Annotated in this window: 21 protein-coding genes; 5 read left to right on the forward strand and 16 right to left on the reverse strand. The window is 58.0% G+C overall.

Going from position 1 to position 21,799, the window contains the following annotated elements; genetic code table 11:
• Position 1: 1 nt before the first annotated feature.
• From QMC91_RS01265 to QMC91_RS01305, 9 genes are all read right to left on the reverse strand, one after another.
• Positions 2–400 (reverse strand): hypothetical protein, encoded by a 399-nt coding sequence (locus tag QMC91_RS01265; RefSeq protein WP_300234205.1) that lies wholly within the window; start codon positions 398–400, stop codon positions 2–4.
• 8 nt (positions 401–408) lie between these two features.
• Complete coding sequence (locus QMC91_RS01270; protein ID WP_300234209.1) at positions 409–1,194, reverse strand: energy-coupling factor transporter transmembrane protein EcfT; 786 nt, start codon at positions 1,192–1,194, stop codon at positions 409–411.
• On the reverse strand, positions 1,125–2,636 hold the full coding sequence (locus QMC91_RS01275; protein ID WP_300234213.1) for an ABC transporter ATP-binding protein: 1,512 nt from the start codon (positions 2,634–2,636) through the stop codon (positions 1,125–1,127). Before QMC91_RS01275 ends, QMC91_RS01270 begins: the two co-directional genes overlap by 70 nt.
• Entirely contained in the window at positions 2,626–3,195 is a 570-nt protein-coding gene (locus QMC91_RS01280; protein ID WP_300234217.1) for a hypothetical protein, read from the reverse strand. Before QMC91_RS01280 ends, QMC91_RS01275 begins: the two co-directional genes overlap by 11 nt.
• 592 nt (positions 3,196–3,787) lie before the next feature.
• Positions 3,788–4,777: a histone deacetylase gene (locus tag QMC91_RS01285; RefSeq protein ID WP_300234221.1), complete on the reverse strand. Its 990-nt coding sequence runs from the start codon at positions 4,775–4,777 to the stop codon at positions 3,788–3,790.
• 42 nt (positions 4,778–4,819) lie between these two features.
• Entirely contained in the window at positions 4,820–5,602 is a 783-nt protein-coding gene (gene fdhD, locus QMC91_RS01290) for a formate dehydrogenase accessory sulfurtransferase FdhD (RefSeq protein WP_300234225.1), read from the reverse strand.
• Positions 5,602–6,786, reverse strand: a complete 1,185-nt coding sequence (locus tag QMC91_RS01295) for a cysteine desulfurase (protein ID WP_300234229.1) — start codon at positions 6,784–6,786, stop codon at positions 5,602–5,604. The genes fdhD and QMC91_RS01295 overlap by 1 nt, the downstream gene beginning before the upstream one ends.
• Positions 6,783–7,637: an ATP-dependent sacrificial sulfur transferase LarE gene (larE, locus tag QMC91_RS01300; RefSeq protein ID WP_300234232.1), complete on the reverse strand. Its 855-nt coding sequence runs from the start codon at positions 7,635–7,637 to the stop codon at positions 6,783–6,785. The genes QMC91_RS01295 and larE overlap by 4 nt, the downstream gene beginning before the upstream one ends.
• Positions 7,597–7,920, reverse strand: coding sequence for a helix-turn-helix domain-containing protein (locus QMC91_RS01305; RefSeq protein ID WP_300234235.1), 324 nt, complete (start codon positions 7,918–7,920; stop codon positions 7,597–7,599). Before QMC91_RS01305 ends, larE begins: the two co-directional genes overlap by 41 nt.
• 170 nt (positions 7,921–8,090) lie before the next feature.
• On the opposite strand from QMC91_RS01305, the gene QMC91_RS01310 reads away from it, so the two are divergent.
• On the forward strand, positions 8,091–8,369 hold the full coding sequence (locus QMC91_RS01310; RefSeq protein ID WP_300234238.1) for a ubiquitin-like small modifier protein 1: 279 nt from the start codon (positions 8,091–8,093) through the stop codon (positions 8,367–8,369).
• 38 nt (positions 8,370–8,407) lie between these two features.
• Positions 8,408–9,193 carry a 4Fe-4S binding protein gene (locus QMC91_RS01315; RefSeq protein WP_300234674.1) on the forward strand — a complete coding sequence of 262 codons (786 nt, stop codon included), beginning with the start codon at positions 8,408–8,410 and terminating at the stop codon, positions 9,191–9,193.
• 72 nt (positions 9,194–9,265) lie between these two features.
• Here QMC91_RS01315 and QMC91_RS01320 read toward each other — a convergent pair whose 3' ends face one another.
• Both QMC91_RS01320 and QMC91_RS01325 read right to left on the reverse strand, forming a co-directional pair.
• Positions 9,266–11,530, reverse strand: a complete 2,265-nt coding sequence (locus tag QMC91_RS01320; RefSeq protein WP_300234241.1) for an RND family transporter — start codon at positions 11,528–11,530, stop codon at positions 9,266–9,268.
• Entirely contained in the window at positions 11,527–11,946 is a 420-nt protein-coding gene (locus QMC91_RS01325) for a hypothetical protein (protein WP_300234244.1), read from the reverse strand. The genes QMC91_RS01320 and QMC91_RS01325 overlap by 4 nt, the downstream gene beginning before the upstream one ends.
• A 461-nt stretch (positions 11,947–12,407) precedes the next feature.
• Between QMC91_RS01325 and QMC91_RS01330 the strand changes: the two genes are divergently transcribed.
• A complete protein-coding gene (locus QMC91_RS01330; RefSeq protein ID WP_300234247.1) occupies positions 12,408–13,163 on the forward strand; it encodes a TrmB family transcriptional regulator in 756 nt (251 codons plus the stop codon).
• Positions 13,164–13,206: 43 nt separating this feature from the next.
• Here QMC91_RS01330 and QMC91_RS01335 read toward each other — a convergent pair whose 3' ends face one another.
• The 5 genes from QMC91_RS01335 to QMC91_RS01355 form a co-directional block, all read right to left on the reverse strand.
• Positions 13,207–13,794, reverse strand: a complete 588-nt coding sequence (locus QMC91_RS01335; protein ID WP_300234250.1) for a DUF4956 domain-containing protein — start codon at positions 13,792–13,794, stop codon at positions 13,207–13,209.
• Positions 13,788–14,564 carry a polyphosphate polymerase domain-containing protein gene (locus QMC91_RS01340; protein ID WP_300234253.1) on the reverse strand — a complete coding sequence of 259 codons (777 nt, stop codon included), beginning with the start codon at positions 14,562–14,564 and terminating at the stop codon, positions 13,788–13,790. Before QMC91_RS01340 ends, QMC91_RS01335 begins: the two co-directional genes overlap by 7 nt.
• A gap of 85 nt (positions 14,565–14,649) precedes the next feature.
• Entirely contained in the window at positions 14,650–16,272 is a 1,623-nt protein-coding gene (locus tag QMC91_RS01345) for a CotH kinase family protein (RefSeq protein WP_300234256.1), read from the reverse strand.
• A 486-nt stretch (positions 16,273–16,758) separates the two neighbouring features.
• On the reverse strand, positions 16,759–18,069 hold the full coding sequence (locus tag QMC91_RS01350; RefSeq protein ID WP_300234259.1) for a serpin family protein: 1,311 nt from the start codon (positions 18,067–18,069) through the stop codon (positions 16,759–16,761).
• A gap of 238 nt (positions 18,070–18,307) precedes the next feature.
• Positions 18,308–19,237, reverse strand: coding sequence for a ribose 1,5-bisphosphate isomerase (locus QMC91_RS01355; protein ID WP_300234262.1), 930 nt, complete (start codon positions 19,235–19,237; stop codon positions 18,308–18,310).
• A 55-nt stretch (positions 19,238–19,292) separates the two neighbouring features.
• Here QMC91_RS01355 and QMC91_RS01360 point away from each other — a divergent pair, with 55 nt between their 5' ends.
• Complete coding sequence (locus QMC91_RS01360; protein WP_300234265.1) at positions 19,293–20,144, forward strand: HAD family hydrolase; 852 nt, start codon at positions 19,293–19,295, stop codon at positions 20,142–20,144.
• Between the two features lie 40 nt (positions 20,145–20,184).
• Complete coding sequence (gene atwA, locus QMC91_RS01365) at positions 20,185–21,798, forward strand: methyl coenzyme M reductase system, component A2 (RefSeq protein WP_300234268.1); 1,614 nt, start codon at positions 20,185–20,187, stop codon at positions 21,796–21,798.
• Position 21,799: the final 1 nt, after the last annotated feature.

The raw sequence follows: 21,799 nt of genomic DNA on the forward strand, positions 1-21,799 counted from the left end.
CTCACGGTTCCAGCCCGATCAGTCGTTTCACAGCAAGAAGGAACTCCCGGAACTCTTTTGAGACCGCCGGCCCACTTGAGGCCGGGTACGCGTCTGCGCCCCGCGCGACGATCTTTTGGCCGTCTAACTCCAGTCTGAGATACCAGTAGACCACATCGCAGCAGGAGTGGGGGGAGTGATACTCCGGTTCCCACTCCCTGACACCCAGGCGGTCGACGGTCTCCCGGAACCGCGCCCACTCCTCTGGTGTAGGAGACGCCTCCATCACGACCCCCGAGTAGCCGCCGCCACTCCCCCGCTCGTAGAGTAGCCGGCCGTCCACGAGCCTGACGTAGAGGGAGGGGCCCGCACTCCCGCCAAGGTAGAACTCGAACGTCCCTGGTGGTGCAGCACCGTGCATATTCAATCTTATACGATCAGCACGGCCAAATACCCGACTGCCGCAGCCCCCATGCAGCAGATCCCGGCATAATCAGCCCTGCCCGGGGAGAGTTCACGCATAGGTGTTCGTTTCCCCGAGCGGTAACCCCGCAGGTCAATGGTCAGCCCGAGAACCGTTGCTTTCCCCAGGGTATTCGAGACCAGGGGGATGATGATGGGGAAGAGTCCTCTCACCTTCCCCGCAACCCCCTTCCCGGGGTTGTAGGCGCGGGCAAGTTGCGCCTCGTGAATCCGTTTTGCCTCGAGCTGGAGGCTCGGGATGAACCGGAGCGCGATGAGGAACATGAGCGTGTAATCGACCGGCATCCTGAGACGGTCCAGCAGATGGACAAGGTCGCGTGGCTGGGTGGATATGACCAGGAGCTGGAATGCAAATAGCATCGCGGCGAACCGTAGCGACATCGCAACCGCGAGGTCGATCGCTCCCACGGTGACGGGCAACGCCCCGCCTATGACCGGGACAGACGGCGGTATAAGGTAGCAGAGGGTCTCGCCGCTCCGTATGGTAAGGACGGTGAGGATGAGAAGGCTCACCGCAAGCGAGATCAGCAGCGGAACCTGGCGGAGGAGGTCGCGGGCAAGCCCGCTTGCTATCGCTACAGCCACGACCCCCGCCGCAAGCACCGTGAGCATCATTGTATCGGCTGTCAGCACCGCAAGCGCCACAACGACGATCGCAAAGATCAGTTTGGTGAGAGGGTGGAGCCTGTGAAAGGCGCTCTCCCGTGTGACATACTGCATAATCTCGGACATGTATCCTCCTGATAAGTTTCTCCATCCTGGACGATTTTCCCCTGTTTTAGCCTGACGATGCGGTCGGCACAGGTCGCGCCAACTCGCATATCATGTGTAACCATGACGATCGCGTGCCCTTCCTCTCGCAGGCGTTCAAGGATCTCCATGACCCTGCCGGACTCGCGGGCGTCAAGGCCGGTTGTGGGTTCGTCAAGCACGATTACGTCTGGTTTCATGGCGATGACACAGGCGATTGCCAGCCGCTGGCGTTCTCCCCGCGAGAGTGAGCGGGGGTAGACCGTTCTCCGGTGCAGGAGACCTACCTCGTGCAGGGCAGCCTCGATCCGTTCTCCGGAAGCGCCGGGGTAGATGTTCTCGAGACCAAACGCTACCTCCTCCTCCACGGTATCCGCAAAGAGCATGGTGTCGGGGTTCTGGAATACGAGTCCCACGTGGCGCGCGAGTTCCGATATCGGGGTTGTCGCGGCGTCGAGTCCGGCGACGATGACGCTGCCATCTGTGGGGCGGAGCAGACCGTTGAAGTGTTTGATGAGCGTCGTCTTTCCGGACCCGTTCTCCCCCACCACCGCCACGATCTCGCCCGGTGATACCTCAAAGTCGATACCCGCGACGGCCTCGATCCCATCGTAGCGGTGGACGAGTCCATGGACAGATATGATTGGGGAAGCATCGCTACAACGGGGAATCATCCTCCGGTTGCCCGTCAATGGGGTGCTGGAGGCTCTCTCATTCCGCATCACCTGCCCCGGCGTGCCGTCGGCGACGATCGTTCCATCCTCGATGATTATCATCCTGTCTGCGATGGCTGCAAGTTCGCCGATCTTCTGCTCGACGACGAGCACAGCTGTGCCCTCACGTGCAAGTCGCTGGAGGACGGTGGATACCGCAGCGGTCGCTTCTGTATCCAGTTCGGCGGTGGGTTCGTCCAGGATCAGGATCTCTGTTCCCAGGGCGAGGGTTGCAGCGATGGCAACCCGCTGCTTCTGTCCGCCGGAGAGGGTGTGAGGCGCGCGGTCCGCCAGTGCTGTGATCCCGGTCGATTCCATCACCTCCTGTAACCGCCGGCGCATCTCATCGCGCGAAAGACCCAGGTTCTCAAGCCCGGAGGCCACCTCCTCCTCGACGGTCGTGAAGATGAGCTGGGCATCGGCGTCGTCAAAGACCACCCCGAGATGTCTCCCGATCTCGCTCATGTCCCTGTAGTCACGGACGTTCCTGCCAAGGATGCTGACCTGTCCTTTGAGCGTGCCCCCGTAATCGTGGTAGAGGATCCCGGACGCCGCAAGAGCGAGGGTTGTCTTACCCGCACCTGTGGGTCCGGTGACAAATACGATCTCTCCCTTAGCGACGGTCAGGTTGATCCGCTTTAGTGCGGGAGTCTCCGACCCTGGATAGGTATAGGAGACGTCCTTGAGGGAGAGGGCGGTCTCAGGACTCATCTGACGGCCTCGCCTCCCGGTCGGGGGTTGCATGCCGCACGCCGCTTTGCATCAGCGCACGAGATGCCGGTACCTGGAGCGCCTGCACAACGACCGCGTTGACCGCTGCCGTTATGAGGACTATCGGCACGGTGACCGCCAGGAACGCGCCAAGGGTTCCGAACCGGTCAAGGACTGTCGGGGCGACGGCAAGGATCGCGATGAATATGAAGGAGAACCCGCTCGCGAAGGTGGCGAGGAGGGTTGTGGCCGCCGGAGCAAGGGGGACCCGGTCTCTTAGCACCCGATAAATGGCGAGACAGACGACGGCACCGATGGGTTCGCTGATCAGGTTTGCTGGCGGGAAGATCGAATGGCTTAGAAGCGCACAGACGATCCCGGCCACGACCCCGATCCCGATCGCTTCCCGGAAGGTGGGCACGATCAGGATGATGGCGAGGCTGTAAAAGGCGATCACAAGGTTCGATACGATGGGTCCCGGAATCAGGAGGGAGAGGTACCTGACTATGGCCCCTATGGCAAGGAGTATGCCTACGATTGCAATATCTCTCGATTTCATGGTATCAATCTCATCATAATTTGGGTCTTCGACGGACGATCGGGCTTATATGTTGCAGTAATCAGTATGGACGCCAGCGTGGCTGTGGCATGGGCCAGAAGAACTCTCCAGCATAATCGCAGGAGGGGATGCTGTGTTCAGGAGGCGCGATGAGCATCATATTCATTGTTGTACAAAGTAATACATTCATGTATATATATTCACCTGAATCTATGCGGCTGTCCTGCTGGATGCTACCCGGTATGAACCAGATCGGGGTCATAAAATCGCCCCCGGTGAACGTTTCTCATCGCTCCCCCCTTACTTCGCGGCCGCTCAATGAGAGGTGTGGGCAGTGCGTGGCGATTGCACCTGGTATGCTGTGCCAGGGGGTGAAAAACTGGGTCTCAGGGACCCTTCTTTGAGACCGCAAACTGGTGCCTCCTCCTGGCAATGCATCGATGGAGAGTCACCCCCTCGGGAACAGGAAGACGGGGACGTTAACTTCCCCTTCCCCTGGCCCACACAACATGGGTTCCGATCGGTCTGTTACCACCTTTTATAAAGAGTAGAGGCATCGGTCGGGCGGAGGTGGCAATCCCGATCATCCTCCTCATGGAACGGTGTAGCCGGCACTGGCACTCGCTTCAACGAGTTGCCGGGTGGTCTCCTTCGGTTCACCCGGCCACGGGTTGAATGGTGCTCCATTAAGAGCGGCTATGATCGCCTCTACCGCCGCTGCATGCGAGACACTGTAGCCGCCCTCGAGCACGAGAGCGAGCGCCCCACCGTATACATCAAGGAGCATCCCGGTCAGCGCCCCGAAATCTTCTGGCCGGAGGAGCAGCGACGCGAGCGGGTCATCAAAAAGCGCGTCCTGCCCTGCCGAGACCACCAGAGCGTCCGGTTCGAACCTCGCGAGTGCCGGGATAAAGACCCTCCGGAACACCAGGGCGTAGTCGGCGCCGGTTGAACCTGCCACAACCGGCAGGTTGATGTTATACCCAACACCCTGACCGGCGCCCCGCTCCTCCGGCCATCCCGTCCCGGGAAAGATCCCCGCCTGGTGAACCGAGCAGTATAACACCCGGTCTGAGGTGTAAAACGCCGTCTGCGTTCCGTTCCCGTGATGCACATCCCAGTCCACAATAGCCACCCTGTTGACCTCATGGAGCGCCTTTGCCACGGCGATGGCGACGTTGTTGAAGAGGCAGAACCCCATCGCTCGATCCGGCGTGGCATGATGCCCCGGCGGGCGGACGAGAGCAAAACAGTGCTCACCCTCGAGCGATCGTTCCACCGCCTGCCACGCGCCCCCCGTCGCGTAGAGGGCTGCATCGAACGATCCGGCGGTTATGTAGGTGTCAGGGTCGAGGTAGAGGGCGCGGCGGGGAGGGACCTTACAACAGAGTTGCCGGATGGCCTCGATATGTCGCTCTGTGTGCACCAGGGCCAGATCGCCTGGTGTCGCTCTCACGGGTCTGATACGGTCTGTTCCGGCCGGCACCCCGGCCAGCGCCGCATCGAGGCGTGCCTGCGACTCGGGATGGCCGGGGTCATCGTGGCCAGAGAAGACATCACCTGTCACGACCGTGCAGGGCATTGTGGATCGATGGTGAGTTGGCGGCCCCGGATATGAATCTTATCAGCCCGGAAGACCGGGTGTTTCAGATGCACCGCGGATACGTTCCGGGCCGGTGTAGATGTTCATCTTCCTGCTCCGCACGAACCCGACGATCGTTAGCCCGCCTGCCTCTGCGGCCTCGACCGCTGCGGTGGTTGTAGCTCCCCGCGAGACGATAACAGGGATGTTTGCCACCAGGCATTTCCTGACCATCTCGGATGATATCCTGCCTGAACTGACCGCAAATGTTCGTGAAAACTCAATTTCCTCCAGAAGCCCGTGGCCGATGACCCGGTCGAGCGCGTTGTGCCTGCCTATGTCCTCTGCGATCCGGATTGCCCGTCCTTCCTCATCAAAGAGCCCGACGAGGTGGATGCCGCCGGTGATCCGGTGAAGGTCAGAGTCCAGCGTCTCCTTTGTTGCCGCCCTGATAATCTCCGGGGTGAGGCTGATATCAGAGTGGATCGATGGGAGTCGACCTGCATCAAGGAACGAGGCGTTCCCGCCGCATCCAGAGAGGACGGTCTTATGGGATCTCAGGATTGTGAACGGATTCCTGGTGAGGACGCTTGCGGTGTTCCCATCTATCCGGATAGACTCGATATCATCGAGTCCCCGAACGATCCTCTCCGTATACAGGTAGCCCACTATAAACTCCCGCAGCATCGCGGGGCCTGTCATCGCTGTGAGGGCGTGGCGACCGTTAACGGTCACCGAGAGTGGTATCTCCTCTACGACAGGGTGCGTGGCGGGGACGAACGTACTGTCCTCCACCCTGACTATCGGCAGTTCCCGGTAAAGCATCAGGCCACCCTCCGTGCGATCTCCTCGACGGTTGCTATCATGGTATCGATCTCCTCTTCTGTGTTGTAGATGTGGGTGCTTGCCCGCACCGTCCCCTCGGGAAGACCGAGGTGCTCCATGAGAGGCTGAGAGCAGTGGTGCCCCGATCGAACCAGGACGGCAGCGGCCTCGTCCAGGATCTGCGCCACCTCGTGCGGGTGAAGACCATCGACCGTGAACGAGACAACTCCGATCCGCTCCCCCTCAACCTCCGCACCGAGGACCCTTACACCCTCAACCTCCGATAGCCCCTCGATCAGTCGGGCAGACAACCGTTCATCGTGCCGGTGCACCGTCTCCATCCCGATCTCTCTAAGGTATGCTGCTGCTCGTGCAAACCCGATGGTGCCGGCGACCGGCGGCGTTCCTGCCTCGTAACGCCCTTCATCGGGAGCGAGGGTGTAGTCGTCGGCGGTCACGTTCGCGATCGAACCGCCGCCGACGAGGAGAGGTTCGATGTCAGGCTCGCGCATCCATAGCGCGCCTGTCCCTGTCGGACCAAGCATCTTGTGGCCCGAGAAACAGAAATAGTCGCACCCCATCCGGGAGACGTCGACCGGGAGATGCGGGGCAGACTGGGCGCCGTCTACAAGGAGTCTGGCACCGTGGTCATGGCAGATCGCGGCAATCTCGTCGACGGGAATGACTGTACCGAGAACGTTCGAGGCGTGGGTGATGGCAACAAGCCTGGTCCCGTCACGGACGGCAGCCTCCAGGTCGGCGATCTCGAGGCTACCCTCAGCGTCAGGTCGGACGATATCCACTTCAACGCCCCTTTTGCGTAGCCTGAGCCAGGGGAGGAGGTTTGAGTGGTGCTCGAGCAGGGTCGTCACCACCCTGTCACCCTGTTTCCAGGGGAGCCCTGCGGCGACCATCCCTATCGCCTCGGTTGTGTTCCTGGTTATGGCAATGGCACCGCCTTCCCCCCCGATGAATGACCGGATTGAGTCACGAGCGTCCCGGTAACGGTGGGTGGCTATGGTGGTGAGGCGGTGCACCCCCCTGCCGACGTTTGCCCGGTAACGGAGGTCGTAGCCCACCATGGCCTGGATCACCGGTTTCGGGGTGAGCGAAGTGGCAGCGCTATCCAGGTAGATCAGGTCGCGTGTGAGGGGGAAGTCCGCCCTGCAGTCTTCAAGCCTCATATTGCCTCATCCATGCTCCCGCTACGGTATCCGGCGAGGTCAAGGGTGACGTAGACAAACCCAATCCGGCGAAACTCCGCCGTTATCTCGCGGCGAATCTCAAATAACCGTGCCATCTTATCCTCCGGGACCTCGATCCTGGCGAGGTTGCCGTGCACCCTGACCCGCACCCCAGAAAAACCGCGCTCGCAGAGCGCGTCCTCGGCCGCCTCAACCCTGGCAAGCACCTCTACTGTTACCTCGTTCCCGTAGGGGATGCGGGTGGCAAGACAGGCTGCCGATGGTCTGTTCCAGAACGGGAGACCGCAATCGAAAGCAATCCTCCTGATATCCTCTTTGGTCGCACCCGCCACGGCAAGGGGGTGGCAGACCCCCTCCTCATCGCTGGCGGCGAGTCCTGGACGGTACTCACTAAGGTCTGAGAGGTTTGTCCCGTCTGCGATCGTATCGATCCCCTCTCGCCTGGCAACCACTTTGAGCAGGCGGAATGCCGCTTTCTTGCAGGTGTAACAACGGTCAGTCTGGTTTTCCCGGAAGGTTGGGTCTGCAAGGATCGGGAACGCCAAAACCTCAAGTGGAAGCCCGAGTTCCGCGGCGGTCTCTCTCGCCTCCTCAACCTCTCGTCTGGGGATGAGGGGGGAGTCCAGGAGAAGACAGCGGACGTGGTTTTGTCCCAGCGCCTGGACGGCCAGCGCGGCAAGAAGAGAACTGTCGACGCCGCCGGAGAAGGCGATCAGCAGTCGGTCGTGTTTCTTCAGGGTCTCGATGATCGTCTCTTTGCTGCAACCGGACTCCATCGGCAGACTCTCCTCAAGCATCCGTGCCACACGATCCCTCGAGCAGGTTCTCATCGCGGATCTGTGTGCAGATCTCACAGATGCGGCATGCAAGGTCGTCAACCCGACTGTCCTTGAGGTCCCGTGCAAGCTGGCTTACCGAGGCTCTAACCTCGCCCTCAAAGACGATCCTGTAACCCCGTTTACCGGTGCGGTACTGGGAGATTGCCGAGGGCGTCATGTCCAGGAGGCGGGCGGCTTCCAGCTGGGAAACGCCGAGAGCGATCAACTCTTCTGCGATTGCGGCACGGATTGCAGGCAGAACATTCCATACAATCAACTGACAGGGAAGTTTCATGACACCACAACACTTAATTGTTTCAGAGCACCACCCTACTGTGACGTTAACAATTGTTAACTTTGTTCTTGGAGGTGAAATACCTTTGTGCATGGTCGGGGTGAGGTATGTATCATGGTTAAGAGAAGATCGCGGCTGGACGCCTATGTCTGCGGCAACGGGGTGAAGGTATGAGGGTCAGGGTGAAGGCGTTTGCCAGGTTCAGGGAGATCCTGGGGAGCGAGTTCTCTGTCGAACTCCCGGACGGGGCGCAGATGGAATCGTTTCTTGCCGTGCTCAGGGAACGTGCCGGTGATAAGGTGGATGCGGTCTTCGATGAGACCGGGGGGCTCCGGCCGCACGTCATACTGATGCTGAACGGAAAGCGGGCAAACAAGAACGATATCGGGTCGCTTACCCTTGAGGATGGAGACGAGGTTGCCCTCTTCCCGCCGGTTGCTGGAGGATGATGAACCCTTCCCCCGGCCGGGATAAGGGGTCGATAGCCATGAACGACGACCTGAAGGCTGCTGTTATAGAGCAGTGCCGTAAGATGGAGATCCCGCTTATCGGGGTCGCGAAGACTGAGCGATGGGAGAACCCGCCGTTCCGTCCCTGGATGCCGGAAGACTTCTACCCGCAATCGATCTTTCCAGGGGCGCGCTCGGTGATTGTGATCGGCCTGCCGATCCACCTCCCCGTGATCGAGACCACACCCTCGATCTACTACCACGAACTTTACAGAACCGTAAACACCCTGCTTGACCAGTACACCTATCGGCTTGCCTCCTTCCTCAACGACCGTGGCCACCCCTCGGTCTTCGTCCCGCGGGACGGTTACGGGAACATCGAGGTGCTACAGAAGAACCCGGTTGCATTCTTCTCACACCGTCACGCCGCCTTTCTTGCCGGACTGGGAACTTTCGGCGTGAATAACACCATCCTCACCCCCCAGTATGGCCCGCGTGTCCGGTTTGCCTCGGTCCTCACCACCGCTGAACTTCCGCCAGATCCGATATTTCCAGAAAGTCTCTGCACTCGCTGCATGCTCTGTGTCCACTCCTGCCCGGTGGGCGCGCTCGATGAACTGGACTACCCTGAGGGCCTGACAGACAGCGCGGCCTGTGCTGCAAACAGCGCCCGACTCGCCAGCCGCCACATCTCCCCCTGCGGGATCTGCATACGGGTCTGCCCGGTGGGAGAAGACCGCCGGCACTATAGTCGCAACGCTGCCACCGATGACCCGCGGTACCGCCGGGCCAGGGAACACGTGCAGAAGTATGGTGGGCTTTAGCCCCCTCCCACGAGACAGTCCCCTGTTTAGAGGTAGCAGTAAAAGAGAGGGGTGGATGATTCTTCTTCCAACTCACTCGGGGACGGCGATCCCGCTTCGGGCGCGGGAACGCCCGCTTAAGCGGTACATCACCGCGAGGATCGCCGGCATCACCACGATCGCGCCCAGGAGTGAGAATGCCACCGACAGGACGGTCACGATCCCGAAGTTGCTGATGATGTTGAAGGTTGAGACGGTGAGGGCGGAGAACCCGAAGACCGTTGTCAACCCCGAGACCGTGATTGCCGTCCCGATCTTCTGGACGGCTGTCTGGACGGCCTCTAGGAACGGTGTGCCCCGGGCAAGTTCCTCCTCGCAACGCTCCATGATCAGGACGGTGTACTCCGATGCGACGCCTATCGTCATCGATCCCAGGACGGCCGTCAGAGGGGTGTAATCCAGGCCGAGCAGGTACATGATCCCTCCGTTCCATCCAACGATGAATACGATCGGGATGACCGGTGAGATGGCGTTGAATTTTCGGTATATAAGGATCAGGAAGGCAAGGATGAAGGTAAACCCGAGCACTGTCATATAAACCCGGGACTCGCTGATATCGTCCATGACGGCCGCAAACATCTCCAGGCTACCGGTGATCTTCACCGTCACGCCGGCAGGAGGGTTGCTCCATGCGACATCATCCTGCATCCTCTTGACAAGGTCACGGGCGACGCTCATCTCCATCTCGACCGTCGAGAACTCGAGCACCGCCTCCATGTTCCCGTTGAGGTAGCGGCTCAGGCTTGACTCCGGGATCCGGGCAACGATCGCATCGACCTCCCTCTCGGTCGAGGGGAGCACACCGCCGTTGTAGTCCCGGACCAGGGTGGCGATGCTGCTCACCCCTGTGATCTTATCGTTGTTCTCCTGCTCGTATGTCCCGAACCGATCGATCCATGCAAGGGTATCCGGAGAGAGAACGTCGTCTGCGCTCACAACGACCGGGATGGTGCTAGTTGACCCCATCACCCTGGTGAGTTTTTCGAGGGAGAGGAGAGCGGGCATATCGTCGGGGACGAATGTCTTCTCATCCGCACTGACCGGGACCCTCTGGTCGAGGTAGAACCCTCCTGCCGCGACCACTGCAAAGAGCATGATTACCTGAAGTGGGTGTTTTGCGATGTTGTAGGCCAGACGACCGAGGAAGCGGTCATACCGCTCCATAAGGGACTCCTCTGATGGCTGCGAGGATACTTCTACCTGGCTTTTCTTCCCGTTCTTTGGCGTGTAGCGGGTGAAGATCGCAAAGATCGGGACGATGACGAGCGCTGCGACGTAGCATGAGGCGATCCCGATTGTGCAGACCATCCCGAAGTCGGCCACCATGGGGACAGGGGCAAAGAACATCGCGATGAACCCGAGCGCCGTTGCCGACATGGCGATCAGGACGGATGGCCCCATCTGGGTGACGGTGGCCCGGACGGCCTCAGGGATCGATTTCTCACGCACCTCCTCATCGAACCGTGCGTGGAACTGGACGGCATAGTCTATGCCGATCCCGATGAGCACCGGGAAAGACCCGACAACCACCATGCTTATCGGGATACCGAATAGACCCATCAACCCAAAGGTTGAGATCAGGCCGATGGCCACGATCGCGACCGGGAGGAGACTGTATCGGACGTGAGAGAATAGGAGCATCACGGCAAAGATCATCAGGACCATGGCCACCAGGATCAGTGTACCCGTCTCGGTCCCCATATCTTCCATCATATCCTGGGCGAACGCCGGGTTCCCGGTGACCGTGATGGTAAGACCGGGCGGAGGGTTTGAGATGGCTATTGTTGACCTGACGTTCCCGAGGACCTGTTTCTGTGTATCCAGGTCTACACCAGGTTCAAGGTTGATGACCCCGATTGTCATGAGCCTTGAGGGCATCATCTGTTCGATTGTCTCGGGAGGAACCTGTGCGATGATCGCATCGATCTCCGCTTTTGAAGACGGCAGTGCGCCGCCGTTTGCCTGTTTCAGGATGTCGACAACGCCGGAGACGCTCTCGACATATCGCTCGCTTCGGATGTCTTCCTGGAGGTTGTCTATATACCTCAGGATCTCGGGATCTCTGACGTTATCTGTCTCGTAGAGGAGCATGATTGCGTCAGACCTGTAGGTCTCCATGTAGTGATCCAGGAGCGCTCCGCGCGGTGTGGTCTTGTCTAGATAGGTATCCTCACCCGTCTCCATCGAGACCATTGAGAGACCCAGGAGTGCCAGGATAAATATGGCTGCAGCGACCCCTGCAACCGTCCAGGTATGGTTGTTGATGGCGTTTGCAAGCCACTCGTAAGGGTCCCTCATCTGCGATCCCCTTCAATCTCTTCGCGGTATTCATTTATGATCGCCATCGTTACCGAATGGGCGACCTCTGTCTCGCTCATCCCGTCTGGTTCGATCCCGTATTCTGATGCGATGTGGTAGAGTTTTGACCGGTCGAAGATCCGGTAACCCCGGTCAAATTCCAGCCCCCCAGTCATTCCGCTCAGTATGGATGAGAGCATGGGGGTTGCAGGGTCTTCGTCCATGGCAAGGTGGTGGAGCAGGGCCACGGCCTGTCGATGCTCCTTCGGCGGGAGAAATCCGGCCTCAAACCAGACCTGGTCGGTCTCCTCAATATGCGGCTCGCTGCTGGATATCTCACGGTGGATGGGGTGTCTGCATGGTGGTTCCCCGGAACCACGGTTGAGCCCTGAGTTACAGGTGGTTGTGCAGTTCACGTCTCTCCTCGCATAAATGGTTCATAAACTGGAGGTAATGTTTTTGTGGGACTGGATATGAACCTGCTGCAACCCCGAAGAGGAACGGATCCCATGTAATGGGGTTGTTTTTCAGGTTTTCTCGTGGAGGCCGGGTGATTTCCCTTTATAGTAACTGAAAAGATCACACCTGCAATCTGCCAGAGGCGGTTAGGGCAGTGGTTTCAGGCGCGCGCAGGGCCGCCGTCCATGTCGCAGGTTGTGGCGCGGGAGTTAGACCTGCTGTATCGTTCCTGCGCTCTGTTACCGATCAGCCACCACCTCTCGGGGCACAGCCACTCTCGCGAAAGGAGGGTTTATGTCGGGCCTTATGATGGCTGCTCTGTCAAAGACGCTCTGGCCGCGAGATATCGACCCTCTCTCGTCGAGTATATAATCTCTCCCCGCAACTCATAAGTGTGTTGCAACCTAACAGAGGTGCAATGACCGCTGAGGTTGTAACGGCGCTGCGAGCACTCGGGATGAACGAATATGAGGCACGCGTCTATTCCACGCTTGTCGGGCTGCAGAAAGCGACCGCACGGGACCTCCATGAGATCAGCGGAGTCCCAAGGGGGCGGATCTACGAGATCTTAAACGACCTTGCCCGCCGGGGTTTTATCGGGGTCGAAGATGGGTCTCCCACCTCCTACTACGTTCTCGACATCGATCTGGTCTTTGACCGGCTCAAGGATGACTACATCCGCAGCCTCGATGAGACCCGTGAGGCGCTGAAGAGCTTCTCGGTCAAACCGCGTCTTCCTCCGGACTCTTTCTTCATCCTCCGGAGCGACTGGGCGATCGAGAACCATATCTCAGCACTGTTTCGCCGGGTTAAGAAGAGCATGGTGGTCCTCTGTTACAACCCGGAGTTCCTCTGTAGACACTATGCTGCCATCAAACCGCTTGAGAAGAAGATCGAGTTGTATGTCGTTGTACGCAAAAAGGAGGACTATGCAGAGATCAAACTCCCGATCTACGAGGCCAGAGGGGCTGTGATCGATCTTCTCAATACGCCGCCGGTGAACGATTCATTGATCGACTTGAGGCAGGACGAGTGCACGATCCTGGTTGACGGCCGGGACTTCCTGATAATTGCCGCGGCGGGTTCCGGGCGGCACGCGGTGATTGGCTCGGATATGCCGATCATCGGCTACCTCCAGAAGACGGTCGTTGAGCGACTTGAAGAGACGGCGTGAGCCGGGGCCGTCAGAAAACCGCCCCCTCTCCCGGAACGTGGTGTCAACTGTTGTTCTTCGAGTAGGTGATCCTGACTTCAGCGGTGTCGCGCAGGAAGTTTATGCTCAATACCTCGGCATCGGAGACGTTCAGTCCGGTTCGCCTCCTTAGGTCAGCAAGCATCTCATCCTTTCTTTCGTGCTGGATCAGGTCGATCTTCTCATAGATCACGTCCATCTGGTGTTGTTCCCTGCGGAATCCCCATGCCCTGTCAAGACCCAGGATCGTCAGGATAACCAGGATGTTTGCGATCAGCATCTCGCCATATCGGGCAAAACTCCAGAGAACCGAGTTCAGCAGGGGTAACACCGCCATCACGAAGAGGTAGGTCATCTCCCGTATCGGGACGGTCTCGGTCCTGTATCGGAGGATCGAGAAGAGCGCAAAAAGCCCGAAACCCGCACCTATCGATAACTCAACGCTGGTAAACAACCCCATGATGAAGTAGATCACCGCGTTGAAGGCAAGGAACGTGAAGACGTAGTTGTTGTTCCGGCCACGGGGGTAGTAGATGAACCTGACGATGACAAACGCTGCAAGGAGGTTGAGGATAAACCCTGCGGCATAGAGCGCAAGGTCGCTGATCAGCATGCTGGGTTACCCCCTGTAGAGAGTCTGGAGAGGAGGCGCAGGTTCGGCTTGAAACGGTTATGTTTCAGCCGGTCATACAGCAGCGAGACGCCTGTACAGTACTTCGAGAAGGCTCTCTCCTGGAGACCCATCGAACGTATGGCGGATTGCGCCGGAGTTGTTCGTAGACCCTTTTCACGCTTGATCTCACAGATGACTATACCGGGATACGATATGTTCTGCTGCCCGTTTCCAAACGATATGCCAGTATCGAAGGTTACACGCTCGGGGAATTCTTTCGATACCAGGGTGAGTCTCTCATAGGTGGTCGTGAGGACAGGATTGAACCGGTGATGGTCGTATGGGAAGGCCATTTCCAGGAACTCTTCCTCTTCAACTGTGAGTCCTGTCGGCGGCCAGGAAGTCTCTATCCGCCATTTCTCGGTGGAACCTTTGTTGGTCTTCTTCTTCACCTCCAGGTAGGTCTCCCCCGAGGACTCATAATGGCGTAACCGCAGTTTATAGCGGTTGGCTTTACCGTTGTGATGCTGCAGGTAGGTGGTGAAGGTGCTGTCATCATAGTAGCATGTCCTGTAGCCCCCCATCCTGGTGTTATGAACCTCCATCACCATGTATGAATCAGACATCATCCCTATCAGTTGCCTGCACTCTCCGGCCGTCATCAGGTACTTGCTCTCAACTCGGAATAGAAGCCTGGCTTTTGTCTCGACGACCCCTGCAAGGTCGATACCCTCAAAATCCTGGACGATGCAGGGAAGATCCCGCATCATTGCGGTTTCATAACCAGCATCGGGACGTAAATGGAGAGGGGAGTGGAACTCTTTTGAGGCAACCGCCGTCGATATAGTATTCACGTTATGCTGCCTCCCCGGTGGCAAGGTAGTCCATGACCGCATCGTGGCGGGCGTAGGCGTGCTCGATCAGCGTCTCGAGGGAGGCCTCAAAGGCTTCAGGGCTGTCCAGGTTGGTGTAACCGGGCTGTTCACCTTCGGCGCCGATCACATACGGGGATATCAGCGCGTGGTAGTAACGGTATGTCTCTTCCATCTTTGTCGGTTCGAACGATGTCGTCACGACCATCTCCAGGTAATCCCGGTATTTCTCAAAATACACAGGATCGTCGGCGAGGTAGCGTATCAACGGCCAGTTATCCCCGACGCTCCCGAGATCCAGGGAGAGAGTTCTGCCCATGCCACCTCCGCCTGCCCCCTGTTCAATACCCCTTCCTGTCAGGTTCCCGGCCATGAGGACGTCTGCTGGACGCTGCCGATCGAGTTGTCTGGTGGTGTTCTCCGGGAATCCGTTCATTCGGCCGATGTTATCGTTTGCTGCGAAATTGCCCTGCAATCCGCCGCCCATGTTGCCGTTGAGAGCAAAGTTGTTGTCCCAGGGGATCCAGACTATCCTGCCGTCGGTGGGGTCTGTGTAGAGGTAGAAATTCCTGCAGTTGCTGCCGTAGGTGTCCCAGTTCTGGATAACGGTGTTTGTTGCGAGCCAGCGGAGGAACTCATCGACGTACAGCACACTCTCGAGTTGTGCTCGCCAGGCTGCTGGGTTGGTCTTTCGGAGGTCGGAGTTCAGGATGGTGTAGAGTGCTTCGACATCGCTCCAGTTCTCGTCGCCCTTGTTGGTCTTCTTCTCAAAACTTTCGGTGTCTAAGGTGCCCTGTGCAAATGTTGCTCCCGTGCCCTCGGGTTTATAAAGGTTGCCCGAATCGTCCTCAAATTGGGTCTTTATGACCGTGTCCTCAACGCTCTCGACCATGGTGTAGAGACCAAAGTAGACCGGTCCCTCTCCGTAGTCCACGTAGATGCGGTAGAACGCAGTATGCGGTGCCGGGACACCCGATTCCCTGAAGATGGTGGGGACGATCATATCCCTCATCAACGAGTTATCCCCATAACCGCTCTGCAGGTTGAGTTCATCAAACCCATAGAACCGCTGGTTCTTTATGGCCGGGTTCTCGTCCTCGAATTTATCGAAGTTAAGTTTGAACGAGATCTTGTATGAGCCCTCCCGCCAGGTGCTCCCTAACGACATCTGACCCTTGAAACGGATACCAACGTCGGTCCATACCTGATCTTCAAACGAGATGTTTGCAGGAACGTAGACCGGATCGATATCAGCGGTATTTCCCATACCCCGCGCTCCATCCGGTTGTATGCCGCCCTGGAACGCCTGTCCGGCGGGCATACCGCTGGCGGTGCTCCCGCCAAATTCACCGTAGAGTTCAGTCATGTTGTCAAGCATCTTCTGCCAGTTCTCCGGCGAGATCGTGATCGTCATCGTGTTGACCCTGTCGGTGGGAAAAACCACCGCGTAGTCTGGTTCGGCGCTGCTGCTGTGTGAGGGGTCAGCCTGCAGATCGGCCTGATCCTGAAGGCTCGTGCTGTCCCCTCCGGTATCCATTGCAGCGCTACAACCACTGCAGATGGTGAGGACGGCTATTACAAGAGCCAGGGACGGGGCCCCTGCCATTTTTCGTCCTCTCCTCCCGGGTTTGATCGTTGGTGAGGATTGCATACGTCTAATTGTTATAACATATTGTTAACAATACTTTACTAAATGTATGTGGATGTTGCCCTGTGGTAGAGGGTCTTTGCGCCTCTTCATGGAGGTGCAGTGGGCACGAGGTATCATGGGAGGCCAACCGCATCCAGGTCAGTGCAACAGCCACCCGGGTATAACCTCATCCCCCTGTTCTATCCACACCCCTACCTCACCATCATACCATGATTGGAAGGGCTGTTACTGTTCTATCAGGTGGCGTCCCGTTACCTGATCCACCGTAACCAGGAGAGGATGCAAAATATCATGAGAATCCGTGGCGTGGGACCGCGTCTCCAGTGGGTTAAGGAGTTTCTATGAAAGGCCGTTCTTTATGGTCGTTCCCTCCTCAAGCCTGTTGCTGCCCTCTTTCATTGGAAAAATGGGTGCTATAACCGGGTCGGCTATAGCCCATCCTCACCGACCCTCTGGGTTCACAACCCGGCCCGCAAAGAGGATCGTGCCGTTATCCCTCTCGACGATCAGGAAGACGAACGGGTGATCCGCCCGGAAGACAGGGGTGGTGTCGCCCCCCGGCGCGCCCTTTAGGTCCACAACGACCGCTGTCGCTGCCGCGGCCTCGGCGCCCTCCTCGTTCACATCCACGAAGGCTTTATGGTAGACCTCATCGACGAAGAGCATATCAGTGCCGTCCATCCCCGAGAGGTCGGCATCATAGGAGAAGACCGTTGGCATACCCATATCTGCGAGAATCTGGCTGAGGGTGTAGTCGGTCTCAAGCCTGAACTTCGGGAAGACAACCCTGACCCGCTGCTCGACCAGCGAATCCCGGAGTTCTTCAATCGTCTCCGCATCCAGTGCCCCCTCTAATGCCGTCAGGTTGCCGTCCTTCGGGAGTAGAACTATCATGGATATCCCGGTTTCGTTCCCGTGCGCGTAGGGCATCTCGAGCACCTGGAGGGTATCGGTCTCGGTGTAAGGATAGATGGCATCCTCATCGGTCCTGCGCATCATCGGGACGCTCACAGCCCTGTCAGGTGAAACCCGGAACTCCTCCTCCACCGTCTCGTCCGGGTTAAACTCTCTCACCCAGGTTCCCTTGAAGTAGATCGCGTTTGTTATCACAAGACGTGTCATGGAGTCGATCGAACCCGGAGGGAGGAGGTCGCGGATCCTCTCTTCGGTCTCACCTTCAACGTGGCGGTTGATCGTCTCCCGCGAGCCTTCGGGATCGCTTATGAAGTCCAGGTTCGTGACGTTTGCCCCATACCAGCGTTCCGCCACCTCGATGTAGCCGGGGAGGAAGGGATAGGTCTCCTCTGCCCAGAGGGCGTTTGCAATGCGGAGGGTGTAGTTGTCGCTACCCCGGTTCAGGGCGGCGTTGAGCGCGGCAAACCCCTCCCGCCGAACGGTGTCGTCTATGGGGAGGCAGAGCACCGACCTGATCTCGTCGGCGGTTATGCCACGGGCACCCTCGTAGGTGATCGCGAGCGCAGAAGAGATGCTGTAGGGGGAGAAGAAGATGTTCCTGTCGGCGTATGCCGGGTCGCTTGAGATCTGCCGGTAGAGGTCGAGTGCAAACCTGTTGTTCCCATCCGTGACGTTGGCGACGCTTTCTGCAACCACCTCTGGACTTGCTGTCACCTGCCCGACAGGATGGGTGGAATTCACAGGTGCAGTACCTTCCGTCCCGGTGCATCCGGCAGCGATGCAACCGAGCGCTATAATGCCCGCGAGAAGCAGCAGGCAGATGGCATTTCTGTCCATGGTCTGCGATATGGCATCGGCTGTAGTTATACCTGGCGTTAACGACGAAGATATTCGAAGTTTTGTAGGGGGGGCAGGCGATTTTGCGGTGGTCATGCCCAGTCAGGTATTCGGCCGTGTGTAATCTTTAGGGCTTCGATCTCAGGGATAGCGTCCCTGCTGCACCCGACTCTCTGTCGGGTAGAAGTACCTCCAAACGATCTCGCCGGGTGTCCCCAACCACGCCATCCGGATGATCCTACTGTAACTCCTCTATCGTCCATCCAAGGTAATCCCGGATCACCGTGAACGCAAGTTCCGGCGGGATCGCCCCCTGTTCCGTCACAATGAGGTCGATGTAATCTGCAGGTGTAACGTCGAAAGCCGGGTTCCGGACCCTGACATACGGGAGTTCTTCCGCGATCTCCCGTGCTAGCACCTCGGCAGGATCACGCTCCTCTATCTCGATAAGCTCACCCAGGATCGTCCTCGGCGCAAACTTGTAGGTCTCGGCGGCAACGATAAAGTTTGTCCTTGCCTCATGTGCCGCAAGCGCGATCTGGGCGGTGCCGATCTTGTTGACCACCGCCCCGTTCACCGCGATCGCATCGGCACCGACGAAGACCATGTCAACCTCGTTGATGAAGTAGCGGACTGCCGAGTCGACAATGTAGTTTGTAGGGATCCCGGCCTCGTTCAGGGTCTTTATCGTTATGAGACCCTGGTCCCGCGGTCTGACCTCCGTCGCGTAAACCTCTATCTCCTTACCCTGACCGTGTGCTTTCAGGATGCAACCGAGCGCTGCCTCGGAGTTGCAGTGGGTAAGGAGGACGTCACCATCGGAGATATGGCGTGCTCCGATATCTGCTATCCGCTCAACCGCATGCTCGGAGCGCTGTATAAACTCCGCCGCCCGTGAAAGGACAGCCTCTCTTGCGGCGTCCACCGACTCAAACTCATCCAGCGCCCTTACCACACTCTTTACAGCGTTCGGGAGCGATACGGCGGTCGGTCTCGTCTCGATCAGGATCCTGGCCGCATTCTGCATCTCCTGCCTGAACCTCCCAGGATCGGATACGTCAAGGTTTCTCGCGTAATCGGCCAGTGCTTCCACTGCTGCACGGGCGATCCTGCCTGCGCCCCGGATCTCCATATTCTTTATGCTTGCTGCCGTCTCACTCAGTAACATAGTCCTCACTCAAGAGATGACCCGGGATTACATAGATTTATTGACGTGAGATTAGATGTTGGTAGCCGTTGTTTTTGATAGTGCAGGCACACTTCTGCGGACATACCGTGTAGCGCGCGATATTCTCCGCGGCGAGATGCTGACCGAGGTCGAGACCACTACACTGACGTTTGGAGGCGAGGCTCGTGTCCTGGTCGTACTACATCTCCATTCACGTGATGTCATGGAAGCGCCGGGAGACCAGATCCTCTCAGAGTTCCTCTCAGAGCACTCGATCGGCTTTGGTGTCGCCTGTTCCATGAGGGTTATTCCCGTTGAGGAGGTCGCCGAAATTCTTTACAGCGACAAACGTGCTCTTGTAAGCGACCTGCAGGCGTGCATCCGCGAGGTCTGGTCAAGTTGTAAGCAGGAGTCTATCGTTACCATGAACAGCGGCGTGATCCTCAACATGGATCTCCCTGGCATAGAGTTCACGGTGACAACCGGCGGAAGACCGTTTGAAGGCGCGAGAGAGGCTATAAGTGAACTGCACAGGATGGGCGTACCGGCATACATCGCGTCGGGCGACAGACTGGAGAAACTGGAACGTATGGGGGATTATCTTGGAATCCCCAGGGAACGGATCTACGGTGTTGCCACTCCATCGATGAAGGCGAGGATCGTGGAAGAACTGAAATCTCAATATGAGATAGTTGTGATGGTAGGAGATGCCATAAACGATTTGAACGCCTTCCAGAAAGCAGACCTCGCCATACTCACGGAGCAGCAGTCTGACCGGAAACCAGATATCCTTTACGCATACGTGGATCGGGTGATCCGCAACGTCAGTGAGGTGCCCGGTATCGTGGCGGAACTCCTCTCCGGCACCCCGGCAACCGGGAGCAAAGTGCAACAATATAAACCCTAATATGATACCACAGAAAGATCAGTTTAACGAGGACCTCGAGATGACCCCACTAGTTACCATAAAAGACCTCTGCATGGAGTTCAATGGAACGACCGTGCTCAAAAATATCAATTTTGAGGTGGCAGAGGGAGAAACCGTCGGCATTATAGGGCGAAGCGGTGCTGGTAAGACGGTTCTTATGCACCTTATGCGGGGTGTCGACCAGCCGCCCACAGGAGGTGCGGTAATCTACCACATCGCAGCCTGCGATAGGTGTGAGTATGTCGGTACCGCTGGTGAGCGAGGGAAACCGTGCCCTGCCTGTGGCGGCGGACTCAAACCGGTGGATGTCGACTTCTGGCTGGAAGAGAACGCACAGATGAAACGCCGGATCATGCGAAGGACCGCCATAATGTTCCAGCGTACGTTCGCGCTCTATGGTGACGACAGGGTGATAGAAAACGTTCTGCGGGCGCTTGACGATATAGGTTACCCGAGCGAGAAGGCGATCAGCAGGGCAGCTGACCTCATCGACCAGGTCAGACTCTCACACCGGATGATGCATATCGCGAGGGACCTCTCTGGCGGCGAAAAACAACGGGTTGTGCTTGCCCGGCAACTTGCAAAAAATCCCTTCCTCCTTTTTGCTGACGAACCGACCGGGACTCTCGACCCTGAGACCGCCACGCTCGTCCACCGGATGCTCATTGAGAGCGCGCAGGCCAACGATATGAGTATGGTTGTCACGTCGCACTTCTCACACGTCATCGAGGAGGTCGCTGACAGAGCGATCCTTCTTGAGAACGGGGAGATCGTGGAGATCGGAGATCCCCAGAGTGTGATAAAGAGGTTTATGGAGAACTACAGCGACGTTGAGAAGCACGGCGTGGCTGAAGTTGGCGAGAAGATCCTGGTAGCCCGTGACATAGTCAAGCGTTACCTTTCCATCGACCGTGGCGTTGTTCGGGCTGTCAATGGCGTCTCCTTTGATGTCTATGAGAAGGAGATCTTCGGGATAATCGGTAAGAGCGGTGCCGGCAAGACGACCCTCTCCCGGATCATAGCCGGGATCCTTGAACCCACAAGCGGGGAGATGAACATCCGAATCGGCGACGAATGGATCGATATGACGAAACCCGGTATCGAGAACCGTGGCCGGGCAAAGGCCTATATTGGGCTCCTCCACCAGGAATACGATTTATATCCGCACAGAACGGTTCTGGACAACCTCACTGACGCCATTGGTCTGGAATTCCCCAAGGAACTGGCGATGAGAAAGGCGATCATCACGCTGGGGATGGCCGGGTTTACACCCGAAAAGAGCAGAGAGATCCTGGATCGTTATCCCGGGCAGCTCTCGGAGGGGGAGAAGCATCGTGTGGCTCTCGCTCAGGTGCTCATCCGCGAACCCAGGCTTGTCGTCCTTGACGAGCCGACCGGTACGATGGATCCTATCACAAAGCTCGATGTGAAGCACTCAATCCTCCACGCCCGCGAAGAGATGGATGAGACGTTTATCGTGGTCTCCCATGATATGGATTTTGTGCAGGGGGTCTGTGATCGTGTGGCTCTCATGAGAGGAGGTAAGATCATCCAGATGGGTCCGACCGAAGAGGTGCTCGCTCACCTCACCGACGATGAGCGAAATGTGATGGGAGGGTCCGGAGCCACCTGAG

The organism is Methanoculleus sp., from assembly GCF_030019085.1.
Classification (GTDB): domain Archaea; phylum Halobacteriota; class Methanomicrobia; order Methanomicrobiales; family Methanoculleaceae; genus Methanoculleus.